The organism is Lacimicrobium alkaliphilum, assembly GCF_002591895.1.
Lineage (GTDB): Bacteria > Pseudomonadota > Gammaproteobacteria > Enterobacterales > Alteromonadaceae > Lacimicrobium > Lacimicrobium alkaliphilum.
In genome coordinates this window covers 422,547-439,539 of record NZ_NISX01000001.1, presented here as the reverse complement: position 1 = coordinate 439,539, position 16,993 = coordinate 422,547, and the positions used below count along the sequence as shown (strand labels likewise).

Genomic DNA, 16,993 nt, shown 5'->3' with positions numbered 1-16,993 from the left:
CACAAAATCCTTTACACTCTCCAAGACGCCAGTTAGTACCTATAGCAACCGTTATCTGTACTGATTTGTACTTTCTGACAAGTTTTGCAAAAAGACAATTGGTACCCTAGGTTTGTAATAAAAGCACTGATTGCCTGCATGCGAAAGCTTATCGTAATCCTGAATACTCTGTTAAAGAATGAGAAGAAGTGGCGTGAAAATATAGCTTAATTTATTGACGCGGGACCACTGTCACTTGTTAAGTTTCTTGGAAGTCCCTAGCTAGCATAGTGGATGCAATAGATGGTTCAATTGCATCTTTACCTGAAAACTTCTTAGCTGCCTCATAGCCTTCATTTCTATATTGGGCGAGCATTTCGCTATACGAATAAATATTACTTGTATCTATACGTAGCCTCAAAGCAGTCCCTTTATATTTGCACTCCAAATCATTTTTTGATGTACGATCTAAAAAAATACTTTTATCGTTACTTGCGATAAAGAAATCACCACCATTTCGACAAATCCGGCTGGTCATATAGAGGCCGAATCCAGAGTTCTGCCACTCATCATGCTTTCGTTTTTTGACCCCCTTATACATTTTTCCTGAAACTCCAGGTAACATGGCGAGGTGCAAAGCGTCTCGCTCATTATTTATATTTAGATATGGGTTGGTAGAAAGTCCATGCATAATTCCATTGCCAGTATCCAGAACTGCAAGTTCAACCAATTTTTTAGTTGGCCAATATTGAGCGCAATATTCAATTATTTCAGACTCCGAATGCTCAACAACATTCCTCAATATCTCTCTAATGGAGAATGTAAGAGTGTCAACTAAATCACCACTTTCTTGGCGAGTTAATATTTTTGCAATTTGCTCGGACTTGGCTTCGATTACGTTACCTACATGGTCGTAAGAGTCAGCTGCTTCTTGCTCTAAATCTGCGACATTTAATATTGTCAGGGGTAGATAAGTACTACTACCTGCAGCCTCTCCAGGTTCATTCCCAAACTTAAGCCCAAATGCTCTAAAGAATCCCATATGTGCAGCATATGATTTATTTTTATGATTTAAGGCCGTAAACTTACTTTTAGGTTTGGTTTTCCTGAATCTTTTTAATTCATTCGCAACGTAGGCCATTGTAAAGGGCTCTACTCGCCCAAGGTTAGCAAAATCAAATTCATATTCATCCGAATGCTCTAAATCCCATAATCGATTACAGAAATTCAATGCATTTGTAAGGGATAAATTTTGAGGGATTTTTACTTGAAGCATACTCATCCTTGTAGAAGAAACTTAACGCCGCCAAAAACGGCGCGAGCTTGCGAGCGTCCGGCGACCAACGGGAGCAGATTTAATCGCTTTGTTAGAAATGGGTATACTCATCAGCTAGTAATCCTAAACCAGTCTCTAAGTGCTAACTCAAGCCTAAGAACTTCATCTTCTGCCAATGGAGAACAGTGTGCAATCGGGTTTCTTAGTGAATTTAAAGCGGACATTACTTTTTCCATGGCTTTTATATCGTTAAACACTACCCCACCAAACAAACTCCAATTAGCCTTAATTATTTCACCAAGCTCTCCGAATGTAGTGTAATCAATAGGATCTGAAGACCTCGGCGTTACTGCAGCCTCCTTCTCTCTTTTGATGCTTTTTTTTGTATTTACCTTCACAGTCTCAGGAACGAGGTTTTCCCACCACTCTGGATCTTCCGTGCCCTCGAATACGTCTATAATTAGCTGCCGAATCGATTTTTCTAAGCAATAAAAAACCTCGTAATGCTTTGCCATTCCATGCGCTTCTGCCCGCAATTCGGCATTGAATTGAGGAAAATAAGCATCTTCTATTTGGCTGGCTTTATCAGTTCCGCGAATTAAGTCTATCTGATATTTTTTCTCAATTAGGTCAAGATCAGCTTCCAAGAGCATATTGGTCATGGCGAAGCTTTTAATCGCTGCTGTTCGATTCACAAACTACTCCTGAATGAGATGTTGTTTGAGACTTTTAAAAATAGCGTTAAAGACTTCAATATCTGTAGTAGCAGGTAAGTTTAAGTTAATCGTATACGACAAATTAATTCCTTCACCGCCATTGTTGCTTGGCTGCTGGCTATGTATTTGGGGCAAAGTGTATTCTGGCGCAGGATCTGCTGTTTCGTTCGAAACCGTAATCTCCTCTTCTGGAACAGAATCAAAATCTGCAATTTTTCTTAGCGCTTGAAATGTCGAAAGGGTCTTACTGACAACGTTTGAATTTTGCTCAGCACCAGTTGCCTCTACAATTAGCCCCTTAAGGGTAGTTTGGTTTGTGTCATGTACATATTCATTCATCTCAAACAGCTGCTCGTATAACTCACGCATAGCTGCTGCGATTGCAGTTCCGGATTTAGCTGGATTGCGGAATTCTTTGTATCTTTCAGTTGGAGTTCCGTCGGTAGCTACAAGTCCCATTTTCCTAATAAAGGGGATGATAGATCTCGGCGTTCCGCCTTTCATAAGGAGTTTTTCGGCCACAAAATCTTGTGAAAATTTTTCTGGAACTGATGCTGTCTTGATTTTATCAAGCATCGTCATCAACGTTGCCGTACGTTGTGCATATGGAAGATTTGCCACAAAATTTCTCCTTATTCTGGCAGAGTACTAATGATTTTTAATAGGGTATTATACCGAGCTTGTAAGGTCGTGATCCTTACAAGCTACTCTACCGTGTAAGGTTAGAAAGTCCACCAATTGAACTCACAGCTCGTAGCAGTCTGTCAGATCTGGTCGTGTTAAACCAAAAAGCTGGTGTCATCATGTTGGCCCTCAAAGGCCAGCTTAAGGTTATTTACAGTGGTCACAGCAATCTGCTTAAGGGCCTGCTGAGTAAAAAAGCCCTGGTGCCCGGTAATCACTACATTGGGGAAGGTCAGCAGGCGCAGGAAGACATCGTCCTGAATGATTTCATTAGATAGGTCTTCGAAGAATAAATCTCCCTCCATTTCATAGACATCCAGCCCAAGATAGCCGATTTTACGATTTTTCAGGCCCCGGATTACCGCACTGGTATCAATCAGGCCGCCTCGGGAGGTGTTGATCAGCATCACGCCGTGTTGCATTTTTTCAATGCAGGCGTCGTCAATCATATGGTGGGTTGATGGGGTAAGCGGGCAGTGTAATGAAATAATGTCTGATTCACTGAACAATGTGTTCAGTGTTACATACTGCGCTCCGGTCGCACTCACTTCCTGTGATTCAACCGGGTCGTAACATAAAATCCGGCATCCAATACCCCGGAGGATCCGGATTGTGGCAAGACCTATGCGGCCGGTACCAACAATCCCCACTGTTTTGCCACAAAGATTGAAACCCAGTAGCCCCTCTATGGAGAAATTGCCTTCTTTAATCCTGTTGTAGGCTTTGTGCAATTTACGGTTAAGGGTCAGGATCAGCGCGAGAGTGTGTTCGGCGACGGCTTCGGGTGAATAGGCCGGTACTCTCGATACACTGATGCCGCATTGTTTTGCGGCATCCAGATCGATATTATTAAAACCCGCGCAACGTAAGGCAATGTGCCTGATGCCCATGTCTTTGAGTTGCTGGATAACGTTTTTGTCCAGTTGGTCATTGACGAAAACACAGATGGCGTCAAACCCGGCAGCCAAAGGCAGAGTCTGTTGATTCAGCCTCGCCTCTATAAACGACATCTCAATATCAGGGCCAGCCTGCAAAAGAGAATCCCTGTCATATTGCTTGGCACTAAAAACACCTACTTTCATTGCTCTTCACTCTTGTATCGATAATCAGATATTACCGTTTGTTTTATAAAAGCTTTTCGATTTCCTGGCGTATTTCTTCAGGCTTCGTTGTGCTGCCAAAGCGATTTACTACATTGCCTTGTCTATCAACCAGAAATTTAGTGAAATTCCACTTAATGCTCTTGCTGCCTAACACGCCGCGAGCCTTGTCTTTGAGGTGCTGATACAAGGGGGCTGTTTCCTCACCATTGACGTCAATTTTTTTAAACAGCGCAAAGCTGGTGTGGTAATTGAGATCGCAAAACTGTTGGATTTCCTCATCTGAGCCAGGCTCTTGTCCGCCAAACTGGTTACAGGGAAAGGCAAGTATCTCTAAACCTTTATCCTGATATTCCTTATACAGCTTTTCCAGACCCTCATACTGGGGCGTGAACCCGCACTTACTGGCTGTGTTTACAATCAGGAGCACTTTATCCTGATAGGTGCTTAAGGGTTGTTTCTGACCATCAATTTTTTCTACTTCGAAGTCGTATATGCTTTCTGTCATAATTGTTACCTGAATTATAGTGGTCAATACAGATTAAACTGTTGTCCAGCATAGCATTTAAATCTACTGTTCAGGTACTAACGGCTGGTTACAAATAATAAGGAAAACACCATGGGGCAAAAAGTTGCGTTTATCGGTTTAGGGGTGATGGGGTATCCCATGGCGGGGCATTTACAGTCATCAGGGTATCAGGTTTGTGTTTATAACCGCACTACATCGAAAGCTGAGCAATGGGTAAAAACCTTTTCAGGTGATATGGCACAGAGCCCGGCAAAAGCGGCGGAGGATGCAGAGCTGGTATTTGTCTGTGTTGGCAATGATGATGATCTTAAATCAGTGGTACTGGGAGACGACGGTGCGTTGACAGGAATGCGTCCGGGTACGGTACTGGTTGACCATACCACGGCTTCGGCGAATGTCGCTAAAGAGCTGCATCAAATTGCTAATGAACGTCAGGTGGGTTTTCTCGACGCACCGGTGTCAGGGGGCCAGGCTGGCGCGGAAAATGGCGCGTTAACTGTCATGGTGGGGGGTGAATCATCAGTTTTTGATAAGGCTGAGCCGGCAATGGAAGCCTATTCCCGTTGTTGTAAGCTCCTCGGCCCTGCCGGAACCGGCCAGATGGCAAAAATGATGAATCAAATTTGTATTGCCGGTGTGGTTCAGGGGCTGGCTGAAGCACTCAATTTTGGTCAGCAGGCCGGGCTGGATTGTGAAGCTGTAATCGAAGTTATTGGTCAGGGCGCCGCACAATCCTGGCAAATGCAGAATCGATATCAGACCATGTTAAAAGGTGAGTATGACTTTGGTTTTGCCGTAGACTGGATGCGAAAAGATCTGGATATAGCTCTACAGCAAGCCAGAGAGTTAGGGGTGACGCTGCCACTGACCGCCTTAGTGGATCAGTTTTATGCTGATGTGCAGAAGATGGGAGGCAACCGCTGGGACACCTCCAGCTTACTGGCGAGGCTATAAAACTCGTAATAGCCCGTGGCTAATCGGGCTTAAAGTGCCACTGATGCTCAAAATAATAGACCTGACCATTGGCATACTCTCGGTCTGCTTTCCAGGTACGATTATTCAGCTTTAATATTACTCCCGGATGAATTTTCTTACTTGCATGCATTCGGGTTATCAGCAAATAGTCGTCCTTGGCCTTGCGCAGCGCTTCTGTTTTTTTAGTAACCCAGTCGAGTAATTTTTCTTCGCCCTTATACAAGCTCATGATCCGGTTAACTTTATCTGATAGCTCTTTGGGCATACGTTTCTTTTTGATGATATCGACTTTGCCTTTGTGGCGATAATAGTTGTTCTGCAACTGCTTCAGCAGTTCTTCAAACTCATCTTTGCGTTCGATCAAAAAGTTATAGCCATCACTGAAATCGATAAATAAATTAGACCCTGAAATAGCGCCGATGACGCCGGCTTTGATTTCAGCCTGACATTGGATTTCGCAACCAAAAAGATTGCCATTGGGGTTATCTATCGGGCCAACAGTTACACTGCCGCCGCATACAATACGGCTGTGGGCCAGTTGTTTTCCCACCGTTACATTGCCACTACAGCTTATATCCAGGCCCTGTCCATGCTGAACATGAACACTGCCTTTGGCCGTCAGCTTGGTGTTGTATTCTGCTGCATCCGTGTCGCTTTGTTTACCCATCGCCCCCTGGGTAATAATGATATCGCCGCCGGCCTGTATCTGGGCTGATTCAACGAAACCATTTATGGTCACGTCTCCGGTGGCGATGATGACCATTTTCTCAGTAACATCACCGTTTACAATGACGGCACCTTCATAGTTGATATTCCCTGTACCGACGTTGACGCCTTTGGTGATGTAGGTTTCGTCTACCCACATATCACCATTCTGAAACTTCGGCATGCCGGAAATTTCTGCCAGTAACAGATTATCGTCATCCGGACTGACAGTGATACCGCTGCCAGCTTTAATCGGTAGCCACTCGCCAGCTACCGGCGTCAGAGCTTCACCTCGAACCGTGAAACCATTACGCCCATCGCTGGGAGGCAAACGTTGCAAAACCGGGGTTTGCGCTTTAACACAGATAATATCGCCCAGATCGCGCATGTCTACACGGCTCTTACTTACTTCCTGAGGCTGTAATATTCTTTCCAGTGCATTGGGTACCAAAGGAGATAAACGGGAAGGGCGGCCGTTTCTCGCTGGCAGGCCTTTGGCTACAATCTCCCGTATTACTGAGCCCGGAGGTTCTTCTTTATTGGCTCTGTCTACAATGCGCTTCAGATGATTCTTACCCAGGCCTTTTCTGATCCCGGCTTTGCGTGCAAGTTTAATCAGTTGGTTTACTGAAGGGTTTTTGCCGCCCTGAGCAGTGGTCATAACCAGTTCAGCGGCCATATCCGAGTCCAGCATAGAGAACTGAACTTCAGCGTCCCGCTTTTCTGCTATGCGCTCATCAATGATTTTGTGGCTGTTATTTTCTTTGGCATTGTGGGCTTCCTGCTCAATTTTGACCAAAGAACCGTCAAACACCAGAAAGTTTTTTTGCTCGCTGTCATGCAGCAACTGCAACATGTCGCTGGCTTTCAGCTTGCCTTTGATCTCACTGGTGTCAACTCTGACCCTTAGAAACAGGCCACTGTCTTCAAGTGTTAGGGTAACTCCGTCCATACTCCAGCCTGACTTTGCCTTATGCTATCTTATCGACAGGTACAGCTTAACGTTAAATATTCTGTGCATATTGATACAGTGCGCGCAAAATTGCCAGTTTGTTCGCATCTTGTCCATACACTTCTCCTAAGCGCTCGATCTCCTGCAGGAACTCCTGCATTTTGATACTCCCGGGAGAATCCGGGTCCAGCAACCGGAACTGACGATGACGCTGCCACTGTTCCAGTTCTTCGGCGTTAAGTGTTGCCGGAAAATTCCGGGCTCGGTATCTGAATAACAATGTATTGAGCCGGTCGTCATCAAATCGCCAGCCCAGTGACGCCAATTGCTCCGGGTGGCATTGATGGAGTTGTTCAGCTTTACTCTTGTCCGCAGCGGATAAGAATCCACCTGTATACAATGCATGATCCGCGTCCCGTTGCGTCGCTTCTCTGGGCGTATCAAATATATCCTGTAATTTTTGTTCGAGCCCGGTCTGTGCTTTTATTTTTTCCAGGTTAGTTAAACAGACGGACCGATCGATTCCCAGACGTTCAGCGTTTTCCTGTGTCAGTGATTTTGCCGGGGCAAGCACAGGGCATTTGTTAATATGAATCAGTTTAATCGGCAGCCGCTGTTCATTTTCTTCCAGCAGTGCCTGCGGGGTATAGAGTTTCTCCCTGAGCTCATGTGCCGGTAAATCAAACAAGGGTGCCGGATCCAGAGCCAGATTCAGGGCGATGAAGGCATTTTTATTGCTGGGGTGGGGGCAAACCGGAACCACCCATGTGCAACACCCATTCTTTGCGGGAAGTTTGGATGAAATATGCACCAGCGGGGTTTTATGTTGCCAGTCAATGAGTTTGGCAACTTCTTTTTTCAACCGCAGGCTAAACAGGAACTCATAGAGCTTAGGTTGCTTTTCTTTGACTAATTTTGCCATGCCGATAGTGGCGTAAACATCAGACATGGCATCATGGGCATCCTGATGCGAGATGTTATTTGCCTCACTTAATCGTTCCAGACGAAAGCTGGGCACGCCATTATCGTCGGTTGGCCAATTGATACCCTCGGGCCTCAGTGCATAGCAGGCCCTGACCATATCAATAATATCCCAGCGACTGTTACCCTGTTGCCATTCACGGGCGTACGGATCATAAAAATTGCGGTAAAAAAGGTTACGCGTAACCTCGTCATCGAAGCGAATGCTGTTGTAACCCACCGCACAGGTACCGGGATGGGAGAGTATCTCGTGTACCTTGGTGGCAAATTCGGATTCGACCATGCCGTCCCGTAATGATTGCTGTGGTGTAATACCGGTAATCAGGCTGGCCTGTGGCTGAGGCAGATAATCGCTGGGAATCTGGCAATAAAAATTGACCGGCTTGCCGATTATATTCAGCTCAAGGTCGGTCCGGATGCCGGCAAATTGAGCGGCCGGATCTTTGACGGGATTGGCACCCCAGGTCTCATAGTCGTGCCAGAAAAGAGACGGTTCAGTCAATGTCGCGTTCCATGGGTTGTGATTTATGCTCTGCATCAGAGCAAATCAGCGCGCTAAACTCAAGCGTTATAGCCCTTTGATTATAATCCACTGAGGAGACAATGCGCATTTCATCCGCTTTGGCCTGAGTAATGCTTCAGACCAGTGGGTATTATGCTAATCTGCACAAAATGACAGGAGAACTAAAATGAACAATAAACGCTTACTTAGCACCTTGATTTGCATGTGGTTTGTTGCTTTTAACGGCAAATCCGAAACACCCGCCCAGAGCCCTTTTGCCATAGCTATTCATGGTGGCGCGGGCACCATTAACAGAGCCAGTATGAGTGCTGAAAAAGAGCAGTTGTACAGGGCCAAACTGGAACAGGCTGTAAAGGCGGGCCATGCCTTATTGGCACAAGGTGCGAGCAGCATGGATGCGGTTATTGCTGCGGTGCAGATAATGGAACAGTCAGAACTGTTTAACGCGGGTAAGGGTGCCGTTTATACCTATGAAGGTGAACACGAACTGGACGCCTCAATTATGTGGGGCAAAGATCGCCAGGCTGGTGCGGTAGCCGGAGTGAAGACGATCAAAAGTCCTATCGCCCTTGCCAGAGCCGTAATGGAACAATCCGACCACGTTATGCTGAGTGGCAAGGGTGCCGAGGATTTTGCAGATACGCTGGGGTTGGAGAAAGTGGAAAATCAATACTTTGATACACCAGCCAGATTCGAGCAGCTACAAGATGCAAGGAAGACACTGAAACTGGATAAAACGGCTCAGGCTGACCCTCTGCGCCTGGATTACAAATTTGGTACTGTTGGTGCGGTGGCTGTGGATAAAGATGGCAACCTGGCTGCGGCGACTTCTACAGGCGGTATGACGGCCAAACGTTGGGGCAGGATTGGCGATTCTCCGGTAATAGGCAGCGGTACTTTTGCAGACAACAGAAGTTGTGCAGTGTCTGCCACCGGTCATGGCGAGTATTTTATCCGTTACAATGTCGCTGCTGATATCTGTGCCAGAGTCGCTTATCAGAATATCAGCGCAGAAGAAGCAGCCAATGAGGTGATACATCAGGTGCTTAAGCCGGCCGGAGGAACCGGCGGTGTGATTGTTATTGACAGCAAAGGAAATATTAGTCAGCCCTTTAATACCCAGGGTATGTACAGAGCCAGCATCGATACCGCAGGGCAACTTGAGGTGGGAATTTATGGCACGCAGAAATAGATGACCAGGGTTCTGTGCTTTATTGATTGTTTTAGCAGGAAAAAACTGACGAAATGGCGGGAATAAAACGGTCTCGCCGTCTATCTTTATAGAGAGTACTGTAAACTCGGAAATAACAGAGGAAGCGCTATGGAATCCTTGAAAGTCAGTGATTATATGAACCCCAGACCGGTAACCTTTAGCCTGGACATGACCGTGGCCAACGCGGTCGAACGATTGCTCAAAGGACACCAGACCGGTGGTCCGGTTATCAATGAGCAACGTAAACTGGTGGGTTTTTTGTCTGAGCAGGATTGTATGACAAGAATGCTGGAATCGAGCTATTACCGTGAACAGGTGGCACGGGTGTCAGATATTATGCAACCCCGGGTATTATCCATTAAGCCTTATATGTCGATAATAGAGCTGGCGCAACAGATGCTGAATGAAAAGCCTAAGGTTTATCCTGTGGTCGATGACGATGGCTATTTGCTTGGCAGTATTACCCGATCGCAGGTGCTTCATGCCATGGATATTCAGCTCCACGATGGTTATAAGCGGGCGGGTTAACAAGATTATTCGCCAATCACAGTAGAAATCCGAGCCGCCATCTTCTAGGATCGTCGCCTTTATCACGACACAGCGGTTTCCATTGTCCATTGCAACTCTTAAGCAGCGTATTGAACAGTGCATGACGTCAGAACGTCATGCACTGCGTATGGCATTGAAAAAAGCCACCAAGGATCCACAGAGACTTCAGAGTCTTGAAACACGCATACAGGCCTCAGAATCCCGCCGGTATAGCCGGGAGCAACAAAAACCGGAGATTGACTATCCGGATCTTCCGGTAACTCAATGCAGGGATGAGATAGCTAAAGCGATCGATGAAAATCAGGTGGTCATCATTGCGGGTGAGACCGGTTCAGGGAAAACCACACAGATTCCTAAAATCTGTCTGCAACTGGGGCGCGGTATAGCCGGTCTTATCGGCCACACACAGCCCCGGCGCCTGGCCGCCCGCACCGTTGCTAACCGTATCGCTGATGAGCTCAACAGCGAGCTGGGTTCAACGGTTGGCTACAAAGTGCGCTTTACGGATCAGGTAAGTGACAAAAGTTATATTAAGCTGATGACAGATGGTATTTTGCTGGCCGAGATTCAAAAAGATCGCTTTTTGAACCAGTATGACACCATCATTATCGATGAAGCCCACGAGCGCAGTCTGAACATCGATTTTATTCTGGGCTACCTCAAGCAGTTATTGCCTAAACGGCCTGATTTAAAGCTTATTATTACCAGCGCCACGATTGATCCTGAGCGTTTCGCCAGTCATTTTGGCGATGCGCCGGTCATTTCCGTCAGTGGCCGGACTTATCCGGTAGAAGTGCGTTACCGGCCATTGAACGAGGCCGAAGACAAAGACCAGGATCAACTGGATGCGATCATCGATGCCGTGAACGAACTGTCACGGGAAAGTGCCGGGGATATTCTGGTGTTTTTATCCGGAGAACGGGATATCCGCGATACGGCTGAAGGTTTAAAGCGCCAGCAGTGGCGAAATACGGAGATTCTTCCACTGTATTCCCGCCTGTCTAATGCGGAGCAAAACCGTATTTTTGCGCCACACAGTGGCAGGCGCATTGTTTTAGCCACCAACGTTGCAGAAACCTCGTTAACGGTGCCGGGGATAAAATATGTGATCGATCCGGGTTTTGCCCGCCTGTCTCGCTACAGTTTCCGAAGCAAAGTACAACGCCTGCCCATCGAGCCAATATCCCAGGCCTCCGCGAATCAGCGAGCCGGGCGTTGTGGCCGGGTGTCGGAGGGCATTTGTATTCGCCTGTATTCCGAAGAGGATTACAGCTCGCGATCTGAGTTTACCGACCCTGAGATTTTACGAACCAATCTGGCTTCGGTCATTCTGCAGATGCTGTCACTGGGCCTGGGTAACATCGAAGCCTTCCCGTTTTTGCAGGCACCTGATGGCAGGCATATCAAAGATGGATTCAGGTTGTTACATGAGCTGGGAGCGGTTAACTCGGCAAAAAACGCAACAAAGCTTACAACGCTGGGACGCCAGGTTGCCCGGCTTCCTGTTGATCCCAGATATGCTCGCATGTTGGTTGAGGCGGCGTCACTGAATGCTTTGCATGAGGTGATTATTATCGCCGCAGGTTTATCCATTCAGGATCCCCGTGAACGACCTCATGATAAACGCCAGGCCGCCGATGAAGCCCATAGCCAGTTTGCTGACAAGGAATCCGATTTTATCTCTTACCTTAAGCTTTGGCGTGCATTCAGGGCTGAACAGCAACAACTCACCAATAACCAGTTTCGCAAATGGTGTAAGAGCCATTTTCTTAATTATCTGAGGCTCAGAGAGTGGCAGGATATTGTCAGCCAGCTAAAGCAGGGCATAGTGGAGCTGGGATTTCGTGTCAATACACAAGAGGCTGCCGGGGATGCGATTCATCAGGCAATTGCCAGCGGCCTTCTTTCTCATATTGGCTTTAAAGATAAAGAGCGGGAGTATCTGGGTGCCCGCAACAGTCGTTTTATGATTTTTCCGGGTTCGGGAGTTGCCAGGGCCGCGCATAAATGGGTTATGGCGGCTGAACTGGTGGAAACCTCAAGGCTTTTTGCCCGTGATGTGGCGAAAATCGATCCAACCTGGCTGGAGCAGCTGGCGTCACACCTGAGTAAGTCTCACTACTCGGAGCCATACTGGTCGAAGAAGCAGGGTGCTGTTATGGCGCTCGAGCGGGTAACGCTGTTTGGCCTCGATATTGTGCGCGACAGGCGGGTTAATTATAGTCGTCTGGATCCTGCCACCAGCCGCGATATTTTTATCCGCGAAGCGCTGGTGAATCTGGATACTAAGCTTAATCAGGCGTTTCTGACCCACAATCAGCAACTAGTGGAACAGGTTGAGGAGCTGGAAGCTAAATCCAGGCGCAGGGATATTCTGGTGGATGAAGAGCATCTGGTTGCCTTTTATCAGCAGAGGTTGCCGCAGGATATCTGTACTGAAGCGGGGTTTCGTAAATGGTGGGCAACCCAGCAGGACAAGGACTCACTGAAATTCCAGCTGCAGGAACTGATGCAGCAGGATACCGACCACGTTAGTGCGCTGGATTATCCTGATCACTGGCAGCAGGGGAACCTCAGATTGCCATTGGTTTATCATTTTGATCCCAAAGACCCCGATGATGGTGTCAGCGTTCAGATCCCGTTACCGCTGCTCAATCAGGTGGCTAACAAAGGATTCGACTGGCATGTGCCGGGTTTAAGAGAGGAACTGATCACCACCTTGATCCGGGCGTTACCCAAGCGTCTGCGGCGAAACTTCGTGCCCGCACCCGATTATGCTGCAGCCTGTATACAACGTATAACACCCTCAGAGAACTCATTTACACAGGCACTGAGTGAGGCTCTGAAAAAAATGACAGGGGTGGAAGTGGCGGAACAGGAGTGGCCCTGGCAAAGCTTACCTGCTCATTTACAGATGCACTTTAAGGTAGTGGATGAAAAAGACCGGGTGCTGGCAGAAAACAAAGATCTCAACCTGTTAAAACAACAGCTACAGGGCAAAGTTAAGGCAACGCTGAAAAAGGCGGCTACGCCTAAACTGGAGAAAAGCGGCCTGACTCAGTGGTCTGTAGGCCAGTTACCCAAAGAGTTTGTATCAGGGCAGGGCAATTACCAGGTAAAAGCGTATCCGGCGCTGTGTGATGATAAAGATTCTGTGTCGGTCAAACTCTTTGACCAGCCCTGGCTTTCGGCTCAGGCCCACCAACAAGGTTTAAAGCGCTTGCTACTGTTAAACCTGCCATCGCCGGTAAAATACCTGCAACAGAAATTGCCCAACAAAGCCAAGCTGGGCTTATATTTTAATCCATTTGGTCAGGTGCAGGCACTGATAATGGATTGTATTTATGCTGCCATGGATGCGCTAATCGGAGCTGAGCCTGAAAACATAAGAACTCCGGAACAGTTTGCTGAATTGCAAAAGAAAGTCGCCAGTGACCTTAATCCTCTGGTGCTGGATATCGCGGTTAAAGTGGAGAAAGGCCTGACCACCGCTCATCAGGTACATAAAAAGCTCAAGGGGAATATTCCTCTTAACATGATCAGCGCCACGGGTGACATTAAAGCCAATCTGGATGAACTGGTTTATCCGGGTTTTGTGACGGATGTGGGAGTTGCCCGCCTGGATGACTGGAATCGTTATTTGCAGGCTATCGCCAAGCGGCTGGAAAAGCTCAGTATCGATCCGGCCAGAGACAGGCAGCATCAGCTGGTGATTGAAAAGGTTGAGACTGCCTGGCATACCAGTCTGAAAAAGGTGCCCCAGGGGCAGCCAGTGCCCGAATCATTGCAGGACGTGAAATGGATGATCCAGGAGTTACGGGTTTCATTCTTTGCTCAGCAATTGGGTACGGCTTATCCCATTTCTCAGAAGCGTATTTTAAATCATCTGCAGCAGTGTCATTGACAACATCAGGCCAGCACAATATAAAGGTCATGTACCACCAAAAGGTGAACCGAAGGGGACAGTTTATGCTTGGCTATGACGATAAGCGGGATTTTTTCCGCATGATGGTAAACAGCACCTGCGAGCTGGTGATAACGGATGATGAATCGAGCAGAAGTGTCTCTGCTATTTGTAAAGACCTCAGTGCCACCGGAATGTCGTTCGAGGTCGATGAGTCTATTGAACTGGGCACTGTGGTACAGGCTTTACTTGAGTCGACCAACAGCCAGATCCCGTCACTTAATGCTAAAGCTAAAGTGGTACGCTGTGAACCTGGCAATGATTCAAGTTATGTGGTGGGTGTCGAGATCCTGGAAATGCGCTAATGCCTTGCTCTGCAAGATGGCACTAAGCATTACCCGTCAACCGGTCAGTAGCGCTACAGCACTCTGCAAATAAGGCCTTTAAGGTAATAGCCCTCGGGGTAAGTACTGGCTACAGGGTGGTCTGCGGCCTGTGATAGACGCTCCAGAAACTGTACATCTCTTCCGGCATCCAGTGCGGCATCGGCCACGATTTTATGAAATAACTCTGCCGGCATCAGGCCGGAACAGGAAAAGGTGCATAAAATACCGCCTTCTTTGAGCAACTGCATGGCGTACATATTAATGTCTTTATAGCCGCGACAGGCCCGATTCAATCCCGCTTTGTTGTCGACAAACTTAGGGGGATCAAGGATGATCTGGTCAAATTTCTGGCCCTGCGAGGCATAATCTCTGAGTGCCTGAAACACATCCGCTTTGATAAACTCCGCTTTGCTCAGATCCAGATCATTAATCTCAAGATTCCGCCGCGCCATCTGCAACGCATCGTCAGAAACATCCATATTGATCACTTTTTCGGCGCCAGCGGCCAGAGCGTAACTGGCAAAAGTTCCGGTATAGCTGAAACAGTTGAGCACATTTTTACCCTTCGCATAGCTGGCAGCTTTGGCTCTGTTGTCGCGCTGATCCAGGTAAAAACCGGTTTTATGGCCCTGAAGTGGATCCAACAGTACTTTAATACCATTTTCTTCAATGCAGATTTGTTCTGGGACTGTGCCATAAAGGGTCTGCACAACAGGTTTCAGCCCTTCTTTAAGTCTTACCGACACATCTGAGCGTTCGAGTATGGCGCAATCAGGGAAGCATTTATTCAGAGCCCAGACTATTTTACTACGATGCTTGTCGGCGCCGGCACTGAGCAACTGACAAACAAGCAGATTATCGTATTTGTCGATAGTAATGCCGGGTAGACGGTCTGATTCGGCGGCGACAACTCTGAAGCCCGTCAGACCATGACGATCGATCAATGCCTGACGCCCGGCCAGAGCTGACTTTATACGGCGCAGGAAGAAACCGTTGTCGATGATTTCCTGTTGTTCAAAACTCCAGATACGGATTTGTATCTGTGATTTTGGTGACCAGGCGCCTTTACCCAGCCACTGTCCTTCACTCGAATAAACCTCTACAGTATCACCAGTGCGTAACGTGCCGGTTTGTTTGTCGATAGCACTGGCGAAAACCCATGGATGATGGCGTAACAGGGACTTTTCCCGCAGCGGATGCAAAACAACACTGGATGTCATAGCATGATCCCGGTGGTCAGTTTTCAATGGCGCGATTGTACAGAGGATCATATGTCGCAACAATGTATAAAGGTTCGGGTAACAGGCAAAGTCCAGGGCGTATTTTTTCGCCGCACTACACAGCAACAGGCACAGGAGCTTGGGGTTACCGGCTATGCTAAAAATCTCAGCGATGGCAGTGTAGAAGTGCTGGCCTGTGGTGAACCCGAAAAACTGGAGAAGCTGAAAGAATTTTTACATCAGGGGCCACCTGCAAGTGAGGTGAGTAACACAGATGTGACGGTTGTTGAAAGCGAAGTACCTGACACATTCAGGGTGCTCTGATGCGTTATATTCAGCACGATCAGCAAGGTCATTTACGTATCGCCCGGACGTCTGTTCCTGAACTGCAGTCCGGGCAGGTGCTTGTCAAAGTCGTCTCGTTTGGGATTAACCGTGCAGATTTGCTGCAAAGAGAGGGGAAATATCCCCCTCCAAAAGGTGAAAGCGAGATCCTCGGACTGGAGGTTGCCGGTGAAGTTGTAGAGGTTACCCAGGGAAGTGTATGGCAGGTGGGTGATCGGGTGTGCGGTCTGGTGGCTGGCGGAGGCTATGCCGAGTTGGTTAGGGTCAATGCAGCACATCTTATGCGTGTGCCGGATACGGTCTCTTTGATGGACGCCGGGGGATTGGCAGAGGTGTTTCTCACGGCCTATCAGGCACTATTTTTGTTAGGCAAACTGCGAAGCGGAGAATCGGTACTTTTTCATGCGGGTGCCAGTGGCGTAGGGTCTGCCGCGATACAGCTTGCCAGGTTTAAAGGGGCTCGCGTTGCCGTGACCGCATCCGGTAGTGAGAAACTAACTTTTTGTCAGCAATTGGGGGCAGAGTTGCTGATAAATTATCAGCAGCAGAACTTTGCAGAACAAATTGTCGGACAGTGGCGGGGAGTGGATGTAATCATCGACATCGTTGCCGGTGATAATCTGAATAACAATCTTAAAGCCCTGAATCCTGATGGCAGAATAATACAGTTAGCGATGCTGGCAGGCAGATACGTTGATAAGCTGGATATGGCAAAAATGCTGCAAAAACGGGCCAGCCTGATTGCGTCGACATTACGTAACCGCGATGATGAATATAAAGCGATGCTGGTTAAGGCGTTTACTGATGAATGTCTTGGCGCGTTTTCCGCAGGACATCTGAAAGTCTGCGTCCACCAGCATTATCAGGCTGAGGATATTGCTCAGGCTCACGAGCAGCTTCAATCCAACCGTAATTGTGGCAAGGTAATTGGTTATTGGAAGAATACCTGAATTCGT

General features: G+C 47.6%; 15 protein-coding genes. 7 read left to right on the top strand and 8 right to left on the bottom strand.

Annotated features, from left to right (window positions below; all coding sequences use genetic code 11):
- Positions 1–238: 238 nt before the first annotated feature.
- The 5 genes from CDA54_RS02020 to CDA54_RS02000 form a co-directional block, all read right to left on the bottom strand.
- Positions 239–1,255 (bottom strand): hypothetical protein, encoded by a 1,017-nt coding sequence (locus CDA54_RS02020; RefSeq protein WP_218962359.1) that lies wholly within the window; start codon positions 1,253–1,255, stop codon positions 239–241.
- A 110-nt stretch (positions 1,256–1,365) separates the two neighbouring features.
- Entirely contained in the window at positions 1,366–1,950 is a 585-nt protein-coding gene (locus CDA54_RS02015; protein WP_218962358.1) for a Swt1 family HEPN domain-containing protein, read from the bottom strand.
- A 3-nt stretch (positions 1,951–1,953) separates the two neighbouring features.
- On the bottom strand, positions 1,954–2,592 hold the full coding sequence (locus CDA54_RS02010) for a DUF5343 domain-containing protein (protein WP_229748041.1): 639 nt from the start codon (positions 2,590–2,592) through the stop codon (positions 1,954–1,956).
- A 158-nt stretch (positions 2,593–2,750) separates the two neighbouring features.
- A complete protein-coding gene (locus CDA54_RS02005; RefSeq protein ID WP_099033315.1) occupies positions 2,751–3,737 on the bottom strand; it encodes a 2-hydroxyacid dehydrogenase in 987 nt (328 codons plus the stop codon).
- Positions 3,738–3,780: 43 nt separating this feature from the next.
- Positions 3,781–4,263: a glutathione peroxidase gene (locus CDA54_RS02000; protein ID WP_099033314.1), complete on the bottom strand. Its 483-nt coding sequence runs from the start codon at positions 4,261–4,263 to the stop codon at positions 3,781–3,783.
- A gap of 84 nt (positions 4,264–4,347) precedes the next feature.
- Here CDA54_RS02000 and CDA54_RS01995 point away from each other — a divergent pair, with 84 nt between their 5' ends.
- Complete coding sequence (locus CDA54_RS01995; protein WP_268235295.1) at positions 4,348–5,238, top strand: NAD(P)-dependent oxidoreductase; 891 nt, start codon at positions 4,348–4,350, stop codon at positions 5,236–5,238.
- A 19-nt stretch (positions 5,239–5,257) separates the two neighbouring features.
- Here CDA54_RS01995 and CDA54_RS01990 read toward each other — a convergent pair whose 3' ends face one another.
- Together CDA54_RS01990 and sbcB are read right to left on the bottom strand one after the other, a co-directional pair.
- Positions 5,258–6,916 carry a flagellar assembly protein A gene (locus CDA54_RS01990; protein ID WP_099033312.1) on the bottom strand — a complete coding sequence of 553 codons (1,659 nt, stop codon included), beginning with the start codon at positions 6,914–6,916 and terminating at the stop codon, positions 5,258–5,260.
- A 52-nt stretch (positions 6,917–6,968) separates the two neighbouring features.
- Positions 6,969–8,399 carry an exodeoxyribonuclease I gene (gene sbcB, locus CDA54_RS01985; protein WP_099033311.1) on the bottom strand — a complete coding sequence of 477 codons (1,431 nt, stop codon included), beginning with the start codon at positions 8,397–8,399 and terminating at the stop codon, positions 6,969–6,971.
- Between the two features lie 187 nt (positions 8,400–8,586).
- Between sbcB and CDA54_RS01980 the strand changes: the two genes are divergently transcribed.
- The 4 genes from CDA54_RS01980 to CDA54_RS01965 all read left to right on the top strand — a co-directional run bounded on the left by CDA54_RS01980 (position 8,587) and on the right by CDA54_RS01965 (position 14,451).
- Positions 8,587–9,612, top strand: coding sequence for an isoaspartyl peptidase/L-asparaginase family protein (locus tag CDA54_RS01980; protein ID WP_373286064.1), 1,026 nt, complete (start codon positions 8,587–8,589; stop codon positions 9,610–9,612).
- A gap of 129 nt (positions 9,613–9,741) precedes the next feature.
- Positions 9,742–10,161: a CBS domain-containing protein gene (locus tag CDA54_RS01975; protein WP_099033310.1), complete on the top strand. Its 420-nt coding sequence runs from the start codon at positions 9,742–9,744 to the stop codon at positions 10,159–10,161.
- Positions 10,162–10,243: 82 nt separating this feature from the next.
- A complete protein-coding gene (gene hrpA / locus CDA54_RS01970; protein ID WP_268235283.1) occupies positions 10,244–14,086 on the top strand; it encodes an ATP-dependent RNA helicase HrpA in 3,843 nt (1,280 codons plus the stop codon).
- A gap of 65 nt (positions 14,087–14,151) precedes the next feature.
- The gene (locus tag CDA54_RS01965) at positions 14,152–14,451 is read left to right on the top strand and encodes a PilZ domain-containing protein (protein WP_099033309.1); all 300 of its coding nucleotides are present in this window, start codon (positions 14,152–14,154) and stop codon (positions 14,449–14,451) included.
- Between the two features lie 53 nt (positions 14,452–14,504).
- On the opposite strand, the gene CDA54_RS01960 is transcribed toward CDA54_RS01965, so the two are convergent.
- Entirely contained in the window at positions 14,505–15,692 is a 1,188-nt protein-coding gene (locus tag CDA54_RS01960; RefSeq protein WP_099033308.1) for a class I SAM-dependent rRNA methyltransferase, read from the bottom strand.
- A 51-nt stretch (positions 15,693–15,743) separates the two neighbouring features.
- Between CDA54_RS01960 and yccX the strand changes: the two genes are divergently transcribed.
- Complete coding sequence (gene yccX / locus CDA54_RS01955; protein WP_099033337.1) at positions 15,744–16,016, top strand: acylphosphatase; 273 nt, start codon at positions 15,744–15,746, stop codon at positions 16,014–16,016.
- The gene (locus CDA54_RS01950; RefSeq protein ID WP_099033307.1) at positions 16,016–16,987 is read left to right on the top strand and encodes an NAD(P)H-quinone oxidoreductase; all 972 of its coding nucleotides are present in this window, start codon (positions 16,016–16,018) and stop codon (positions 16,985–16,987) included. Before yccX ends, CDA54_RS01950 begins: the two co-directional genes overlap by 1 nt.
- The last annotated feature ends 6 nt before the right edge of the window (positions 16,988–16,993 follow it).